Here is a 14,882-nt window from a genome sequence, read left to right on the forward strand (position 1 = left end):
CGTGCATTCACGTAACCCTGTCCACGCCGCATCTCCCGCCGCCATCGCAGCAGGCGCCTTCCCTATCCGCCCGGATTGGCCCCGCCCCTATCCTGCATGCGGCTTCCGGCAATCACACCTTGCCTGGCGCCACCTGCGGATGGAGTGAAGCCGGGACGCCGGGGACACGCCCACCATTCACACTACTTTCTACCGTCCCCGGATCAATCGAGCCGAATGCTCCATCCGCAGGACCTCCCAGCCAAGCGAAACCGGAAAGGATCTTCCTTGTCCGGCCTTTCCTGCTGGTGTTTTCACTGCCTGTTCCGGATTAATTCACAGGCGGAGCTGTTCCTGTGCAATAAATCGCCGCCTGCGAGAAAAAAGATGGACAGCCTCTCGACTCAAGCGAGCGCTTGTGAGATCGTTTCGGTAAGCCAACGGAATTCCCGGCGGGAGCAGACCCGCCAAAGGAACCGGAAGCCAAGTCCATCGCCCCCGGACGAAGCCGGGTCAGGAGCAAAGCCGGGAGACCGGCGGCGCAAAGGACCAGGTGGAGATGAAGGGAAAAAGCAGGCGGTGGCCGATATGGCAGGAGCTAGACCTGACCGATCGGGGCCGAATGCCGTGAACGGGGCGCGATCCGAAACACGGCGACCAAAAAGTGAGTGTCAGCAATGGCGCCGCAGGCGGTCGGCCGCACGCAACAACCCCCCGGTTGTGCAAAGCGGTCACGGAGAAGGAACGCGCGCTTGTCGAAGAGCGAACGTCCGTATCCGGATAGGGTGATGGTGGAGAGCTGTCCGTTAGCGCGGACGTCTTCAAGGAACCCGATGGTGATCGAAAACCGTTATCGAGTGCTAGCACAGTGTCTCGGTAGTCCGATTCGAAACACACGGGAAGGCACGATGCTCGCAAGAGGATCGTGCCTTCTTGCGTTTTAGGTTTCCCTCTGCGCTCAAGGCGAAGTCCCCGCCCCTCTCCCTCTGGGAGAGGAGGGGCCCGCGCTCGAAGAGCGTGGGAGGTGAGGGCGCGACGCGCAGAACTTCGCCCTATTTGCACTCCGCCCCCACTTCCCCTATATCCGCCGCCTGACCAGATGGCCGGGCAGCCGCTGGTATGGGGGTAACCCCATACTGGAGGAAAGTCCGGGCTCCAGGTGGACAGGGCGACGGCTAACAGCCGCCCGGCGCGAGCCGAGGGAAAGTGCCACAGAAAGCAAACCGCCTCCGGCTCATCCTGAGCGAAGTCGAAGGATGCCGGCGGTAAGGGTGAAAGGGTGGGGTAAGAGCCCACCGCAGCGCTGGCAACAGGGCTGGCATGGTAAACCCCGCCCGGAGCAAGACCAAGTAGGGGGCACATACGGGCTGTCCGCCGCTCGTGCCCCGGGTGCGTCGCGCCGAGGCGTTCAGCAATGAGCGCCCCAGAGGAATGGCTGCCAGATCCCGCAAGGGACGAACAGAACCCGGCTTACAGGCCATCTGGTCACATTATCTTGCGCGGGCGTTGCCTCGGCGGCCCCGCGCGCTAGTGTCCCGCCTCAGCAAGAGCGGAAAGCCCATGCCCAGACCAGCCGGCGCGCGCAATCACGACTTTGACGAGAAACGCGCCGCCCTGCTCGACGCGCTGACAGAGTTTGCCCTGTCGGCAGACCTGCGCCGCCCGTCCCTTCGCCAGTTTGCGCAGGCGATGAATGCGTCAGAGCCCACCCTGCGCCACTATTTCGGAGACCGGCAGGGCCTCATCCTCGAAATCCTGGAGAATATCGGCCGCAAGGGTGCGCCCCTCTGGGCCATGGTCGCCACGCCGTCGGCCGATCCGGCCACCGCCTTTGAGGAATATTTCCGCATCTCCGAAGCGGGCATGCAGCTGGGCGGTTTCATCCGGGCCCATGCCTTCGGCCTGATCGAGGGCCTTGCCGACGAAGGCATCGGCCAGGCCTATCTGGAAAAGGTGCTGGAGCCCGCCCTCGCCGCCGTCGCCGACAAGCTGCGCGCCACGCCCGGCGCCCCGCAGGAGGAAACCGCCCTGCGCGCCGCCGCCCTCGCCGCCCTCTCCCCACTCCTCGTGATGAGCCTCCACCAGCAACTCCTGGGCGGCGCCACCTCCGCCCCCATCGACACCAGCGGCGTCATCCGTATGCTGCAAGGCTGGCTGGGAAAGGCCGTCTCGGCCTGAGCCTGCGTTATCAGAAAGCCTCCCCATGAATTTCCTGCAACGCCTCGGCATCACGCTTCCCATCATTCAGGCGCCAATGGCCGGTGTCTCCACGCCTGCGCTGGCCGCCGCCGTTTCCAATGCCGGCGGCCTGGGTTCGATCGCTGTGGGCGCAGTCGATGCGGCAGGCGCCCGCGCAATGATCGAGGCCACAGCCGCGCTCACCCCGCGCCCGTTCAACGTGAATGTCTTCGTTCATAAGGACCCAGTTCCGAACCCTGACCGCGAAGCTGAATGGCTTGCCACTTTGCGCCCTCTTTTCGCCGAGCATGACGCGGCGCCGCCCGCCCGGCTGACAACCATCTACAAAAGTTTCGCGCAGGACGACGCCATGCTGGCGCTGCTGATCGAGACCGCGCCGCGCGTCGTCAGCTTCCATTTCGGCCTGCCCGATGAGAGCCGCATCAGAGCGCTGAAAGGCGCCGGCTGCCTGCTGCTCTCCACCGCAACAAATCTCGCAGAGGCCCGCGCGGCAGAGGCCGCCGGCGTTGACGTAATCGTCGCGCAAGGCTTTGAAGCGGGCGGTCATCGCGGCGTTTTCGATCCGGATGCGCCCGATGATCAGCTCGGCACTTTTGCCCTCACGCGCCTGCTCGCGGCGCGCTGCCGCCTGCCGATCATTGCTGCGGGCGGCATCATGGATGGGGCCGGCATTCGCGCAGCCCTCGCGCTCGGCGCCGTCGCCGCCCAGCTTGGCACAGCCTTCATCGCCTGCCCCGAAAGCAGCGCAGACGCCGCCTTCCGTCAGGCGCTCAAAGGACCGGGGGCGGAACACACGGTTTTCACCAACGCGATTTCCGGTCGCGCTGCCCGCTGCCTTGCCAACCGGTTCACCGCATGGGCGGCGGAAAGCCGGGCCGACCCACCCGCCTATCCCATCGCCTATGATGCCGGAAAGGCCCTGCACGCCGCCGCTAGGGCAAAGGGGGAAACCGGCTTCGGCGCCCAATGGGCTGGCCAGGGCGCGCCGCTGATCCGGGAACTCCCGGCGGCCAGCCTGCTGGCGCGCCTGCAGGAAGAGATGGAAAGTCTGCGCTAGATCTGCGCTGGATCTGCGCTAGATCCGCGTCGGCTTGCCCAGCGCCGCGCGCACGCCTTCGACATCCGCTTCTGTCGTTGCCCAGGAACAGACGAACCGGCTGAGGCCGCCCGGCCAGTCGGCATAGAAGATCACGGCATCTTCCTGCAGCTGGTTCAGGTCATATTGCTCCAGCCGCACGAAAACCTCATTGCCCTGAACATCGTAAGCGAGTTCAACGCCGCGCTCGGCAAACACGCCCGCCAGCTTCGCCGCCATCGCATTGGCATGCGCAGCCAGCTTCAGCCACAGCCCGCCTTCCAGCATCGCTTCGGCCTGCGCCGCCAGGAAACGCATCTTCGGCGGCATATGCCCAGCGCGCTTTGCCCGCGCGCGCAGTTCACCTGCCTTCGCCTTCGCCGCGCCGAACAGCAGGATCACTTCGCATCCCGCCGCCCCGGTCTTCGTCAGCCCCAGCGTCAGCACGTCCACGCCCGCTTTCCAGCTCATCTCGGCCGGCGTTGCGCCCGTATGTATCAGCGCATTGCCAAAACGCGCGCCGTCCATATGCACCGCCAGCCTGCCATTCTTCGCCCGCGCGGCAAAGCGCGCCACTTCTTCGGGCGTATAGGCCATGCCGCATTCGGTCAGGTTCGTCAGCGACAGCGCCGCCGGCGGCGTGCCATGCACGAAGCTGGGGTTCACCTCGCCCAGATAGTCCGCAAACGCATTATAGTCGATCTTCGCGCCCGCGCCCGGCAGCAGCTGCAAACGTCCGCCGCCGGTAAAGAACTCCACCGCCCCGCGCTCATCCATCTGGATATGCGCTTCGCTGTGGCACAGCACAGACCCGATCGGCGGGCAGAAGCAGGACAGCGCCAGCGCGTTGGACGCCGTGCCCGAAGCCGTCATCCAGAAATCAAAGTCGTCCGTCTCGAACACGTCCGCCAGCCGCGCCCGCAGCCGCGCCGTCACCTTGTCAGCGCCGTAGCTCGCTTCGATGCCGGAATTGACCCGCGCCATCGCGTCCAGAACGGAAGGATGCGCCGGCGCAGACGTGTCGGAGGAAAAGTTCATTTGCGCGGCCCCTTCAGACTTGCGTGTCAGGTGTCTGCCACATCAGGTGCTGCCCGCCATCGCAGGCAATCATCTGACCCGTCACGCTCGATGCGCCGATCAGGTAGCGCAGCGCGCCCACTACTTCTTCGGGCGAGCCGCCCTCCCCCGTCAGCGTCGCGGCCTTCTCGGCGGCAAATTGCTCTGGTGTCTGATGCACGCTTTGCAGGGTCGGCCCCGGCGCAATCGCATTGACGCGCACCCTCGGCGCAAAGGCCTGCGCCATCGTCTGCGTCGCCTGCCACAGCGCCGCCTTGGAAAGTGTGTAGGTGAAAAAGCGCGGGTCGAGTTTCAGGACGCGCTGGTCGATCAGGTTCACCACCAGCCCGCGCTCGTCGTCAGGCAGGCTCGCCGCGAAAAGCTGGGCGAGGTGAACCGGCGCGCGCAGGTTCGGCTCGAAATGATGGTCCCAATCTACGCGCGTGTGCTCGCCTGCGCTGTCTTCGGCAAAGGTTGACGCCGAATTGACCAGAAGTGTCACGGGTTGTCCCGGAAATGTATTCAAACGGCCCCAAAAAGACACACGTTGCGCCTCTTCGGACAGGTCACAATCGAACATCTCCGCCCGTCCGCCGCGCGCGCGAATAGCATCAACCACCGCCTGCGCCTGCCCCTCGGAGCTGCGGTAGTGCACCGCCACCGTCCAGCCGTCCGCGCCCAGCGCTTCGGCCATGGCCCGGCCAAGGCGGGTTCCCGCCCCCGTTACCAGCGCGCCCTTCGGTGTCATCCGGTCACCATCTGGGCCAGCGCCGAAATGTTCGTGCCTGAGACGAGACCATAGATATAGAGCGCATACAGCAGCAGCAGCAGCAGGCCGAGCAACCGGCCCATCTTGATCCGCGTCATGATCAGGATCGCCAGCAGCACCACGGAAGCGCCCATCGCCCAGTGATCATACCGCTGGAACATCGGCGCCACGTCGAACGGCCCGAACAGCGCCACAAGGCCGCCTGCGCCCAACAGGTTGAACACGTTGGAGCCCAGCACATTGCCAACCACCACGTCGCCGCGATGCCGGAAAGCTGCCGCCAGTCCCGCGCCGATCTCCGGCAGCGACGTGCCCAGCGCCAGGATCGTAAGCCCGATCCACTCGTCGGGCACATTGAAATGGCGCGCGACGCCTTCGCCCCCTGTAATGATGAAACCAGACGCGAAGATGAGACCCGCAATGCCCAGCGGCGCATAGAAGATCGCGCGCCAGAGCGGCGGGTTCATCGTCACGGCCTCTTCATTGCCCGTGCCCCGGCCAGCGATCTGATCGCGACGCGCGGCAAAGATCGAGAAACCCGAATACCCCACCAGCACCAGCAGGAAGCAGACCCCCATCACCGGATCGAGCGGCATGATTGCCGTCATGCCGATCCAGATGAAGGTCGCCAGCAATAGCATAAACAGCGCCCGCCCCTGCCCGGCGCCGCCCGTGCGATAAGTGAAGAGCAGCGCTGGAATAGCCGCCACCATCAGGACGTTTGCAATGTTGGAGCCGACAATATTGCCGATTGCGAGGCCGGGACTACCCGACAGGGCTGCATTGGCGGAGATGAACATCTCCGGCGCCGATGTGCCAAATCCAACGATGAAAATACCGGCGACCAGGGGCGATACGCCCATTGCACGGCCTATTCCCAGCGCGCCCCGCACCAACAGGTCGCCAGCGACCGCCATCAGCAGGAGCCCGCCAAACAGGTAACCAAGCAGGATGGGATCGGGCACCACCTGCTCCACGCCGATTAGTCGAGGCGCTTGAACTCGATAAGGTTCAGAATGCCAAAGACAACAACGATAGCAGCAATGGCGATCAGGGAAGGATGGATCATAATATCTGCCTCAGCCCGTCAAAAAGAAGGTCGATTTGCGCTGTCCTTAGCGCGCGTTGTCGCACTTGGCGAGCCAATTCGGCATCTTTTTCGTAATGTTTGACAGGGGCCTGACGCAGCGTAACCCAGCCAGAACCGGTAATCCGCCGGGGAATTCCCCTATTTCTTGATCTCGACCGACACGAACTGGTCGAACCACCCCCCCGTGTCCCCGCGCCGTTTGACGCGGATCAGGATCGGCTGGTTCGGCGACTGCATCGCCGTCTCCAGGCGCTTCAGCACATCACTGACCGCGCCAACGGACTGGAAGTTCACTTCCACGATCACGTCGCCGCGGCGCAGCTTGCCATAAGCGCGCCCGCGCGTGCTGACGCCGGTGACCGCCACGCCCGACATGTCTCGCGGAACGCCAAAGCGGCGGCGGACATCATCATCGAGCGCCACCATATCTGCGCCAAGATCGTTGGAGAGGCCGACCGCTTCGGTGGGAGCAGCTGTCACCGCTTCCTTTTCCTCCGGCAGCTCGCCCAGCGTGACGGCGACATCGCGCTGGCGGCCATCGCGCACGATGCTGAGCGTCACCGGCTTGCCGATCGGCTTTTCAGACAGCATCCGCGTCATTTCCCGCACGCCGGCAACGGACCGTCCATCGATGGAGAGGATGAGATCACCCACTTCCAGCTTTGCCTTGGCAGCGGGGCTATCATCGGTGATGCGCGTGATGATGGTACCGGAGGTGCCTTTGGCCTTGTAGGCCTTGATCAGCGACTCGTCCGCATCCTGCACATTCACGCCCAGCCAGGGGCGATGCACCCGGCCTTCCTTGATCAGCTGCTGCGAAATCCGCTTCACCGTGTTGGACGGTACAGAGAAGCCGAGACCGATGGAGCCACCAGACTGCGAGATGATCGCGGTGTTCACGCCGATCACCTGGCCGTTCAGATTGAACAGCGGGCCACCGGAATTGCCCTGGTTGATGGCCGCGTCGGTCTGGATGAAATTGTCAGACCGCCCCGTATTGAGGTCACGGCCCGTCGCCGAAATGATGCCTGCCGAAACCGAGCCGCCAAAGCCGAGCGGGTTACCGATGGCAATCACCCAATCGCCCACTTCCGCCTTGTCGCTGTCGGCCAGCTCTACAAATGGCAGGGGCGACTTGGAGCTGACTTTCAGGACGGCGATGTCCCCATCCCTGTCGCGCCCAACGATCTTGGCGTCGAGCGTACGGCCGTCAGAGAAGATGACTTCAATTGTGTCGGCCTTCTCGATCACATGGTTGTTGGTGATAATGTAGCCATCGGCGCTGATGACGAAGCCAGAACCCAGCGAGCCTTCGCGCTGAAAGCCATCATCATTACGTCCGAAATAATCGTTGAAGCGTTCCGCCGGAGAGCCTTCCGGGAAGGTTGGCAGGCGGCTGGCCACCACTTGCGAGGTGGAGATGTTCACCACCGCTGGCATCAGCCGTTTGGCCAGCACACTGAAGCTCTGAGGCGCCGATTTGGCATCAACCGGAGTGCCGGGGCGCGACAGGCTTCCGCCTGCCTGCTGCGCGAGCGCCACAGGCGCCAAGGCTGCGATCAGGGCGAGCGCCGCGGCGGCGGTCCGGTTCATGATGGCGGAGACTCCCTTCATGGTCGTTTCTGGTCTGCGTGAACAGACAGTCTTTCCGCCTTTGACTATGGCGCTTTGGCGACCGGTTGCAACAGATTCAGGCCGTGCGAACTGCAAGCATCAGAAGACCAACACCGACTGCCGCAACCACCAGCCCGCCAAGGGCGATGTCGCGGGGCGGCAGCTTCGAGAGAAGCTGACCGATCCGCCGCATATAGTCAGGCGCAACTGCGCACAGCACGCCTTCCATCAATAGCCAGACACCAAAGCCGGCGAGGGCGAGCGTAATCCAGCTCATCGCCCCGCCCGCTCCAGATCAGCGCGGCCCGCCCGCAGAACGGGCACTGTCGAAGAACTGGTCACACACACCGATCGACTCAGGGCTGACCACAAGCTGAGTGCCTTCCTGGATGGCCTTCTCGCACGCCACCAGCGCGCGCTGGAAGCGGAAGAACTCAGCGTCCTTGTTATAGGCGTTGGCATAGACTTCCGTCGCGCGGGCATCGCCCTCACCGCGGATCTTTTCAGCCGCTTCGCGGGCCTGAGCCTCGATGACGGTCTTTTCGCGCTCAGCCTGGGCACGGATCAAACGGGCCCGCTCCTCCCCTTCCGAACGGATGCGCTGGGCCTCCTGCAGACGCGCTGTGCGCATCCGGTTGTAGACGCCCTCGGCCACTTCCTGCGGAAGGTCTGCCTGACGGATACGCACGTCAATGATGTCGACACCGGCCTTGATAAGCTCGGCGTTCACGCTCTCGCGGATCTCATTCATCAAGGCTGCGCGCTGGCCGGAAATGATTTCCGGAACCGGCACATCCCCCAGCGTCGCCCGGATCGCAGCAACCGTGATCGTATTGATCTGGGTCGTTGCCGCGCTTTCGGTGCGGAAGCTCTGATAATAACGCAGCGGGTCGTTGATCCGCCAGCGGACGAAGGCATCCACCTGCAGGCGGCGCTGGTCGGAAGCGATCACCTGGATGCCTTCGATGTCGAGGCCAAGGTTACGTTTGTCGAGAATTTCGACCTGCTGATAGACCGGGATTTTCATGTGCAGGCCTGCTTCGTCGGTGCCCGGCGCATTGATGATGCGAACCGGCTTACCAACTTCAAGCACGATGGCCTGTTGCGACTGGCGCACAACGAAAAACACGTTCGAGGCAATGACCAGCCCGACGATGGACAGGATCAGGATGAGCCAACCAAAAGCACGCATCAGCGCTCTCCTCCACCATTCTGCTGGGTCCGGACACGATCAATCGGCAGGTAAGGCACTGCGCCGGATTTCTGATCAAGGATCAGCTTGTCGGAACGCTCAAGCACGCGTTCCATCGTTTCCAGATACATACGCTCCCGGGTGACGCGCGGCGCCTTGCGATATTCTTCATAGATCTGGTCGAAGCGGGCAGCCTCACCGTTGGCGTCAGCCACAACCTGGTCTCGATAGGCCTCGGCTTCCTGCTGCAGGCGGGAGGCCGTACCGCGTGCCTGGGGCACGATTTCGTTGGCATACTGCGTTGCCTGGTTGGTGCGGGTCTCGGCGTCCTGCTCGGCAACGTTCACATCGTTGAACGCCTCGATAACAGGTTGGGGCGGATCAGCCTTGCCGATCTGAACCTGAAGCACCTGAACGCCCGCACGATAATCGTTCAGCAGCGTCTGGGTCTGTTCGGCCACCTGGGCCTGCACGCGATCGCGCTCGGTGGTGATGATGTCTTGAAGGCGGGTCTTGCCGACAACTTCGCGCATCACCGACTCAGCGACCATTGCGACTGTCGTTTCCGGGTCGCGAACGTTGAGCAGGTAGTTTTCGGGATTCTGGGTGTCGACCTTCCAGATGACCGAGAAGTGGATGTCCACGATGTTCTCGTCCTGGGTCAGCATCAGGCTCTCGTCCTGCGTGCGGCCGATGGGCGTTTCATTGCGCGTTTCCACCTGGATCAGGCGATGGCTTTCAAACGGGGTCGGCAGATGGAAATGAAGGCCGGGGCCATAATTTGCCTGCCATTTGCCGAAGCGAAAAACGGCAGCCTGCTGGGTCGGGTCGACCACGACGATGCTGGTGGAGAGCCACGCCAGAAGGCCGACCCCAACAATGACCAGTACGCCCAGCGGACCAGCGCCGCGGCCAGCGCCCGCGCCACCACCGCCACCCTTGCGTCCACCGCCGCCGCCATTGCGGCGCTGACGAAAGCGCTCCTGCATGCGGCGCATCTGTTCTTCCAGATCGGGTTGATCCTTACCGGATTCGGGCTGTTTGCCCGGACGGTTCCAGGGCGAGCCGCCTTCGCCGCCGCCATTATTGCCGCCTGATCCACCCCCGCCCCACGGGCCGGAACCTTTAGTCTTGTCGTCCCAGGGCATTCAGCCTCCTGAAATCTGCGTTTCTCGCCTATATAGAGGCTCTGCCGCGCCTTGCACGCCAAATCGGCTTCCAGGTGCAGCAAAAATGCCGCATTCCGGCGGGCCAGAGCGCCTGCTTGAGGCCTATGATGGCCGGTTTTACCCGAGGAGTCTTAATGTTTGGATCAAAGCAGAAATCCCGGGAGAAGCTGGCAGCCGCCGTGCAGAAAGCGCTGGGGACGCCGGATTGGCTGGAGTCCGTCACCATAGGCGACGATGGCCGCGCGATCCTGGTGATCCAGGCGGAGGGCGAGGATGTTGCGATGGCAGAGGCCCGGCGAATGGAGGCGGAAAACGCCGCCTCGCGCATTGCCGGCATCACCAAGGTGACGACCGTTCTGACCGCGGAAAAGAGTGTACATTCGGGGCATTCTCATCCCCATCAGGGTCAAAACAGGGACAAAGAGGGACAAACCGGGTCACCTGCGCGACAGATTGAAACGCATCCGGTCCCTGCCGGAACGCGCCGCGTCACCAAGGGCGCGCGCCTTTCCGATGAAGCTCTCTCTCAGGGCGCCCCGCCGCCGGCGACCCCGATGCGCCCCCTACCGGGCATCGCGCGCATCCTCGTCGTCGCCAGCGCCAAGGGCGGGGTCGGCAAGTCGACCGTCTCGGTGAACCTCGCCGCTGCGATGGCCAAAGCCGGCATGAAGGTCGGCCTGCTGGACGCCGACATCTATGGCCCCTCGATCCCGACCATGCTGGGCACGGTGAACGCCGAGCCAGCGACTTCGCCGGGCAAGAAGCTGGTCCCGGTCGAGGCGCACGGGATGAAGACGCTCTCCATCGGCTACCTCTCCGATCCTGACGCGCCGATGATCTGGCGCGGTCCGATTGTGATGTCGGCGATTACCCAGCTGCTGAACGATGCCGAATGGGGCACGAAGGAAGACCCGCTGGACCTGCTCATCATCGACACCCCGCCGGGCACGGGCGACGCACAGCTCGCCATCGCGCAGAAAGTGCCGGTGACCGCGGCCATCATCGTGACGACGCCGCAGGAAGTAGCCCTTGCCGATGTGCGACGGGGCGCAGCGATGTTTGCCAAGACGCATGTGCCGGTGATCGGCATCGCCGAAACGATGAGCTGGTTTGAGGACGCGAACGGCAACCGCCAATACCTGATGGGCGAAGGCGGCGGCCGGAAGATGGCGCAGGCGCTGGGCATTCCCCTGCTCGCCGAAATACCGATGATCCAGGCCATCCGCGAAGGCGGCGACAAGGGCGAACCGGCGGCGCTCTCGAAAGGTCCGGCAGCGGATGTTTTTCTGAAACTGGCGCGGAACGTTGCCGTGGCGCTGGACGAGCTGGTGACAAAGCCGGCGCCGGAGATTGTGTTTGAGGATTGAGGGGCGCCACGCCCCTCCCTGTTTCGATACGGATTTTTCGACAAAAAATTTAAAATATTCAAAGTCCTTTAATCGACAGACACGCGCCCCATATAAAAGGTGCAGGATATTCTTTCTGCTTGCAGAAGGATGCATCCATGCCTCGCAAGAAAAACACACCCGCTGTAGAGGCTAAGCGCAAATACGCGGCGCCTTCGCCCCCGCGCATGATCCAGTCTGCGCGACCCGACGCTCCGCGAAGCCGCAACGCGACTTTGCCAACCAAGGCCTGAGCGCGAATCTTTCCTGCATTGCAACTTCACTTCCACTGCCCGCATTCGGGCGGAAAGACGCTCATGACCCATTCCATCGTTGCGCTTCGCAAATGGCTTGGCGGGCTGATCTGTGCAGGCAGCATTCTGCTTGCGGGCGCCGCCGCCGCACAATCACCCCCACCTGAGAATGCCAGCGCTCGCGTTTACGGTGACGGGTGGACCTGTGATGCGGGCTTCCGCGATACGGGGGGGAAATGCGAGGCCATCATCCTCCCTGATAACGCTTATTTCTATGGCAGCGCCTATGGCCGGGGCTGGGAATGCCATTATGGCTACCGCGCTCAAGGAAACGCCTGCGAGCCGATACCTGTGCCGGAAAATGCGTATCTGGACAGCTCAGGCAGCCGCTGGCAATGTGTGCGCGGATACATCGCCGCGAACAATCAGTGCGCGCCTATCCAGGTGCCTAAAAACGGATATCTGACGAGTTCAGGCTATGGGACAGGATGGACCTGTGAGCGCGGCTATCGCGCGTCAGGCAATACATGCGCCCCCATCCACGTGCCGGCTAATGCCAATTTGACCAATAGCGGGTCAGGCACCGGTTGGGCTTGCGACCGGGGATATCGGGCACGGGGCGAAACCTGCGAGAAGGTGGAGCTACCGGAATTTTCCCATCTCAACTCTTCCGGCGACGGATGGCAGTGCAACCGCCCTTATCGTCAAGTGGACTCAAGTTGCGTCGCCCCCTGACCGGAAAGACGCATTATCCCTTGGAGGGGTGAACGAACCCTCTTAGAGGTGCCACCTCGTCAGACGGGGGCGGCCAAAGGCTACGCCGCCAAATTCCGGAGGCCCGCCCCATTTGACTGCGCCGCATGAGCTTCAGGAATTTGTGGTGGTGGACCTTGAGACGACGGGGTTCAGTCCGCGGTCCTGCCAGATTATTGAGGTCGGCGCGTTGCGCGTGGATATGGCGACGGGCGCGCGGGAAAGCTTTTCGAGCTTTGTGCGGTGTGAGGCGGCCCTGCCCTATCGCATTACACAGCTGACCGGGATAAGCGATGATATGCTGGACGGGGCGCCGGAGGGCGCGGAAGTGATGGCGGACCTTGCCTATTTCGTCCGTGGGCTGCCGATTGTGGCGTATAATGCCGGGTTTGACATGAGCTTTCTGCGCGCGGCGGCGCCGGAGGTGTTTGAGGCGCATGCCTCGGTCTGCGCCCTGCAGGCGGCGCGGCGTTACCTGAACCTGCCGGACTACAAGCTGGCGACTGTGGCGCGGCATTTCGGCGTGAGCCAGGCCGCCGCCCACCGGGCACTGGACGATTGCCAGACGACGCTGTCGATCTTTGAAGGCATCCGCGCGATCAGCGGGGCGCGCGGGCAAGGCAGCCCGAGGTAATTTTTCTCTGACGGCGATTTGGCGGGTTACGCCTTTGGCTAACCCGCCCTACGGTATTGCGTGATGATGAGAAGGAACGCTGCCCCATGAAACATATTTCCCTGATGGCCCTGCTTGCGGCGCCTCTGCTGGGGGCCTGCGTCAGCATTCATGACGACCGGCCTGCGCCGAAGGAATTTCCGCTGCCGCCGCCTGAGAAAGTGGTGCTGGTGCCGGGCAATGCACTTTACAGCGCGGCGGTGGGCCATGGGGACGCCATTTACCTCGCTGGCGTGATCGGGCGGAGCGAGACGGGCGATGTGAAGGAGGCCACCCGCCAGGCGATGGACACGGTGAAAGGCAATCTGGAGAAAGCGGGCCGCACGATGGGTGACCTTCTTAAATGCACCGTATTCATGACCGACATTGAGCAATACGGCCCGATGAATGAGGTGTATACGGAGTATTTTTCTGATACGCCCCCACCGGCGCGGACGGCGGTGGCCGTGTCTGCGTTGCCGTTTGCGGCGCTGGTGGAGGTGGAGTGTGTTGCGGCAAGGTGAGCGGCCCTCACCTCTCACGCCCTTTTCTACCGCTCTCTCTTCTGCCGTCACGCTCGATGGCCGCAAGGCCATCTGAGCGCCCACCTCCTGACGTCACCCCTGAGATAAACGGCAATGGCAGGAGATGGGCCCCCTGACGGGCTTTGCCCGTCGAGGGTGACGAAGGTGGAGCGGATGGGGTTGGCGCTTCAGGCGTTGTAATTCAGCTTCAGGCCGGGCTCGGTCCACCGCGTCTTGATCAGCTGGCCGGTGCCGGAGGCGCAGATATAGGCGTCGCGCATATCTGCCCCGCCGAAGGCGATGTTGGTGACGAAGGGGTCCGGGATTTCGGTGAAGTTGGACTTGCCGTCCGGCGTGATTGTGGTGATGCCGCCGAAGCCGCCATTCTTGAGGATTGTCGCCACACAGACGTTTCCGGAGGCGGCGACCGCAAGACTGTCGAAATAGCAAAGCTCTGTCTGGCCGGTGACGACGCGGCCACGCAGGAAGGGCGGCTTGTGGGGCGTGTATTCGCCCGGGCCGGTGAGCGCGAAGGACCAGAGGCGCGCGGTCATCGTGTCAGCGAAGTAGAGCGTCTTGCCATCAGGCGAGAGGCCGCAGCCATTGGGCGAGATGTGGTGGTAGTCGACTTCCTTGATAAAGGAACCGTCCGGCTTCGCATAATAGACGCCGCCATGATCGCGGTTGCGCGCGAAGCCCTTGCCGAGATCTGTGAAATAGAAGCCGCCTTCGGTATCGAACACGATATCGTTCGGCCCACGGAGCTTGTTGCCGTCAACTTCATCATAGAGGCGCTCGACCTTGCCTGTGGAGAGGTCAATCCGCTCGATGCGGCCGCCGGAATAATCGGGCGGACAATTGCCGGGGATCGTGAGGCCGCCGACCTCGTGATATTCGAAGCCGCCATTGTTGCAGCAATAGAGGGCGCCGTCCGGGCCGATGGCGAGGCCGTTGGGGCCGCCGCCGGGGGTGGCAATCACCTCGCGCTTGCCCCCGCCCCAGAGGCGGGAGATGCAGCCGCGCTGGATTTCGACGATGATGACCGAGCCGTCTTGCATGACGACGGGGCCTTCGGGAAAGCCGAGCCCCGAGCCGATGACTTCAAAATCCATGATTGTTCCTCCCGATTACCTTTATCGGGCGGAAGCGTAGCGCTGGCGGCGGGCGAGTC

14 protein-coding genes and 1 other RNA gene are annotated in these 14,882 nt (G+C 63.2%); 7 read left to right on the plus strand and 8 right to left on the minus strand.

Annotation, left to right across the window (positions count from 1 at the left end; all coding sequences use genetic code 11):
• The first annotated feature begins 1,074 nt into the window (after nt 1-1,074).
• The 3 genes from rnpB to K1X12_RS01485 all read left to right on the plus strand — a co-directional run bounded on the left by rnpB (nt 1,075) and on the right by K1X12_RS01485 (nt 3,235).
• An RNA gene (rnpB, locus tag K1X12_RS01475) (RNase P RNA component class A) lies at nt 1,075-1,468 on the plus strand.
• A 71-nt stretch (nt 1,469-1,539) separates the two neighbouring features.
• Nucleotides 1,540-2,157 (plus strand): TetR/AcrR family transcriptional regulator, encoded by a 618-nt coding sequence (locus K1X12_RS01480; RefSeq protein ID WP_220985871.1) that lies wholly within the window; start codon nt 1,540-1,542, stop codon nt 2,155-2,157.
• A 25-nt stretch (nt 2,158-2,182) separates the two neighbouring features.
• Nucleotides 2,183-3,235 (plus strand): NAD(P)H-dependent flavin oxidoreductase, encoded by a 1,053-nt coding sequence (locus K1X12_RS01485; RefSeq protein ID WP_220985872.1) that lies wholly within the window; start codon nt 2,183-2,185, stop codon nt 3,233-3,235.
• Between the two features lie 18 nt (nt 3,236-3,253).
• Here the strand turns inward: K1X12_RS01485 and K1X12_RS01490 are convergent, their stop codons facing one another.
• The 7 genes from K1X12_RS01490 to hflK all read right to left on the minus strand — a co-directional run bounded on the left by K1X12_RS01490 (nt 3,254) and on the right by hflK (nt 10,122).
• Nucleotides 3,254-4,291 carry a threonine aldolase family protein gene (locus tag K1X12_RS01490; RefSeq protein WP_220985873.1) on the minus strand — a complete coding sequence of 346 codons (1,038 nt, stop codon included), beginning with the start codon at nt 4,289-4,291 and terminating at the stop codon, nt 3,254-3,256.
• Nucleotides 4,292-4,304: 13 nt separating this feature from the next.
• Nucleotides 4,305-5,057 carry an SDR family oxidoreductase gene (locus tag K1X12_RS01495; protein ID WP_220985874.1) on the minus strand — a complete coding sequence of 251 codons (753 nt, stop codon included), beginning with the start codon at nt 5,055-5,057 and terminating at the stop codon, nt 4,305-4,307.
• A complete protein-coding gene (locus K1X12_RS01500) occupies nt 5,054-6,043 on the minus strand; it encodes a calcium/sodium antiporter (RefSeq protein ID WP_220985875.1) in 990 nt (329 codons plus the stop codon). The genes K1X12_RS01495 and K1X12_RS01500 overlap by 4 nt, the downstream gene beginning before the upstream one ends.
• Before the next feature lie 263 nt (nt 6,044-6,306).
• Nucleotides 6,307-7,761, minus strand: coding sequence for a Do family serine endopeptidase (locus K1X12_RS01505; RefSeq protein WP_220985876.1), 1,455 nt, complete (start codon nt 7,759-7,761; stop codon nt 6,307-6,309).
• A 97-nt stretch (nt 7,762-7,858) separates the two neighbouring features.
• Nucleotides 7,859-8,059, minus strand: a complete 201-nt coding sequence (locus tag K1X12_RS01510) for a DUF2065 domain-containing protein (protein ID WP_220985877.1) — start codon at nt 8,057-8,059, stop codon at nt 7,859-7,861.
• Nucleotides 8,060-8,077: 18 nt separating this feature from the next.
• Nucleotides 8,078-8,974: a protease modulator HflC gene (hflC, locus tag K1X12_RS01515; protein ID WP_220985878.1), complete on the minus strand. Its 897-nt coding sequence runs from the start codon at nt 8,972-8,974 to the stop codon at nt 8,078-8,080.
• Nucleotides 8,974-10,122 (minus strand): FtsH protease activity modulator HflK, encoded by a 1,149-nt coding sequence (hflK, locus tag K1X12_RS01520; RefSeq protein ID WP_220985879.1) that lies wholly within the window; start codon nt 10,120-10,122, stop codon nt 8,974-8,976. The genes hflC and hflK overlap by 1 nt, the downstream gene beginning before the upstream one ends.
• Before the next feature lie 155 nt (nt 10,123-10,277).
• Between hflK and K1X12_RS01525 the strand changes: the two genes are divergently transcribed.
• The 4 genes from K1X12_RS01525 to K1X12_RS01540 all read left to right on the plus strand — a co-directional run bounded on the left by K1X12_RS01525 (nt 10,278) and on the right by K1X12_RS01540 (nt 13,711).
• On the plus strand, nt 10,278-11,510 hold the full coding sequence (locus K1X12_RS01525) for an Mrp/NBP35 family ATP-binding protein (protein ID WP_220985880.1): 1,233 nt from the start codon (nt 10,278-10,280) through the stop codon (nt 11,508-11,510).
• Nucleotides 11,511-11,845: 335 nt separating this feature from the next.
• Nucleotides 11,846-12,517 carry a hypothetical protein gene (locus K1X12_RS01530; RefSeq protein ID WP_220985881.1) on the plus strand — a complete coding sequence of 224 codons (672 nt, stop codon included), beginning with the start codon at nt 11,846-11,848 and terminating at the stop codon, nt 12,515-12,517.
• Between the two features lie 112 nt (nt 12,518-12,629).
• Nucleotides 12,630-13,169: a 3'-5' exonuclease gene (locus K1X12_RS01535; RefSeq protein WP_220985882.1), complete on the plus strand. Its 540-nt coding sequence runs from the start codon at nt 12,630-12,632 to the stop codon at nt 13,167-13,169.
• A gap of 86 nt (nt 13,170-13,255) precedes the next feature.
• Nucleotides 13,256-13,711, plus strand: a complete 456-nt coding sequence (locus K1X12_RS01540) for a RidA family protein (RefSeq protein WP_220985883.1) — start codon at nt 13,256-13,258, stop codon at nt 13,709-13,711.
• Between the two features lie 188 nt (nt 13,712-13,899).
• Here K1X12_RS01540 and K1X12_RS01545 read toward each other — a convergent pair whose 3' ends face one another.
• A complete protein-coding gene (locus K1X12_RS01545) occupies nt 13,900-14,823 on the minus strand; it encodes an SMP-30/gluconolactonase/LRE family protein (protein ID WP_220985884.1) in 924 nt (307 codons plus the stop codon).
• Nucleotides 14,824-14,882: the final 59 nt, after the last annotated feature.

The organism is Hyphomonas sediminis (assembly GCF_019679475.1).
Taxonomy (GTDB): domain Bacteria; phylum Pseudomonadota; class Alphaproteobacteria; order Caulobacterales; family Hyphomonadaceae; genus Hyphomonas; species Hyphomonas sediminis.

Coding starts and splice junctions, on each gene's coding strand:
- K1X12_RS01545 (WP_220985884.1), bottom strand. CDS start 14,823: ATGGATTTTGAAGTCATCGGCTCGGGGCTCGGCTTTCCCGAAGGCCCC.
- K1X12_RS01530 (WP_220985881.1), top strand. CDS start 11,846: ATGACCCATTCCATCGTTGCGCTTCGCAAATGGCTTGGCGGGCTGATC.
- K1X12_RS01510 (WP_220985877.1), bottom strand. CDS start 8,059: ATGAGCTGGATTACGCTCGCCCTCGCCGGCTTTGGTGTCTGGCTATTG.
- K1X12_RS01480 (WP_220985871.1), top strand. CDS start 1,540: ATGCCCAGACCAGCCGGCGCGCGCAATCACGACTTTGACGAGAAACGC.
- hflC (WP_220985878.1), bottom strand. CDS start 8,974: ATGCGTGCTTTTGGTTGGCTCATCCTGATCCTGTCCATCGTCGGGCTG.
- K1X12_RS01495 (WP_220985874.1), bottom strand. CDS start 5,057: ATGACACCGAAGGGCGCGCTGGTAACGGGGGCGGGAACCCGCCTTGGC.
- K1X12_RS01490 (WP_220985873.1), bottom strand. CDS start 4,291: ATGAACTTTTCCTCCGACACGTCTGCGCCGGCGCATCCTTCCGTTCTG.
- K1X12_RS01505 (WP_220985876.1), bottom strand. CDS start 7,761: ATGAACCGGACCGCCGCCGCGGCGCTCGCCCTGATCGCAGCCTTGGCG.
- K1X12_RS01525 (WP_220985880.1), top strand. CDS start 10,278: ATGTTTGGATCAAAGCAGAAATCCCGGGAGAAGCTGGCAGCCGCCGTG.
- hflK (WP_220985879.1), bottom strand. CDS start 10,122: ATGCCCTGGGACGACAAGACTAAAGGTTCCGGCCCGTGGGGCGGGGGT.
- K1X12_RS01485 (WP_220985872.1), top strand. CDS start 2,183: ATGAATTTCCTGCAACGCCTCGGCATCACGCTTCCCATCATTCAGGCG.
- K1X12_RS01540 (WP_220985883.1), top strand. CDS start 13,256: ATGAAACATATTTCCCTGATGGCCCTGCTTGCGGCGCCTCTGCTGGGG.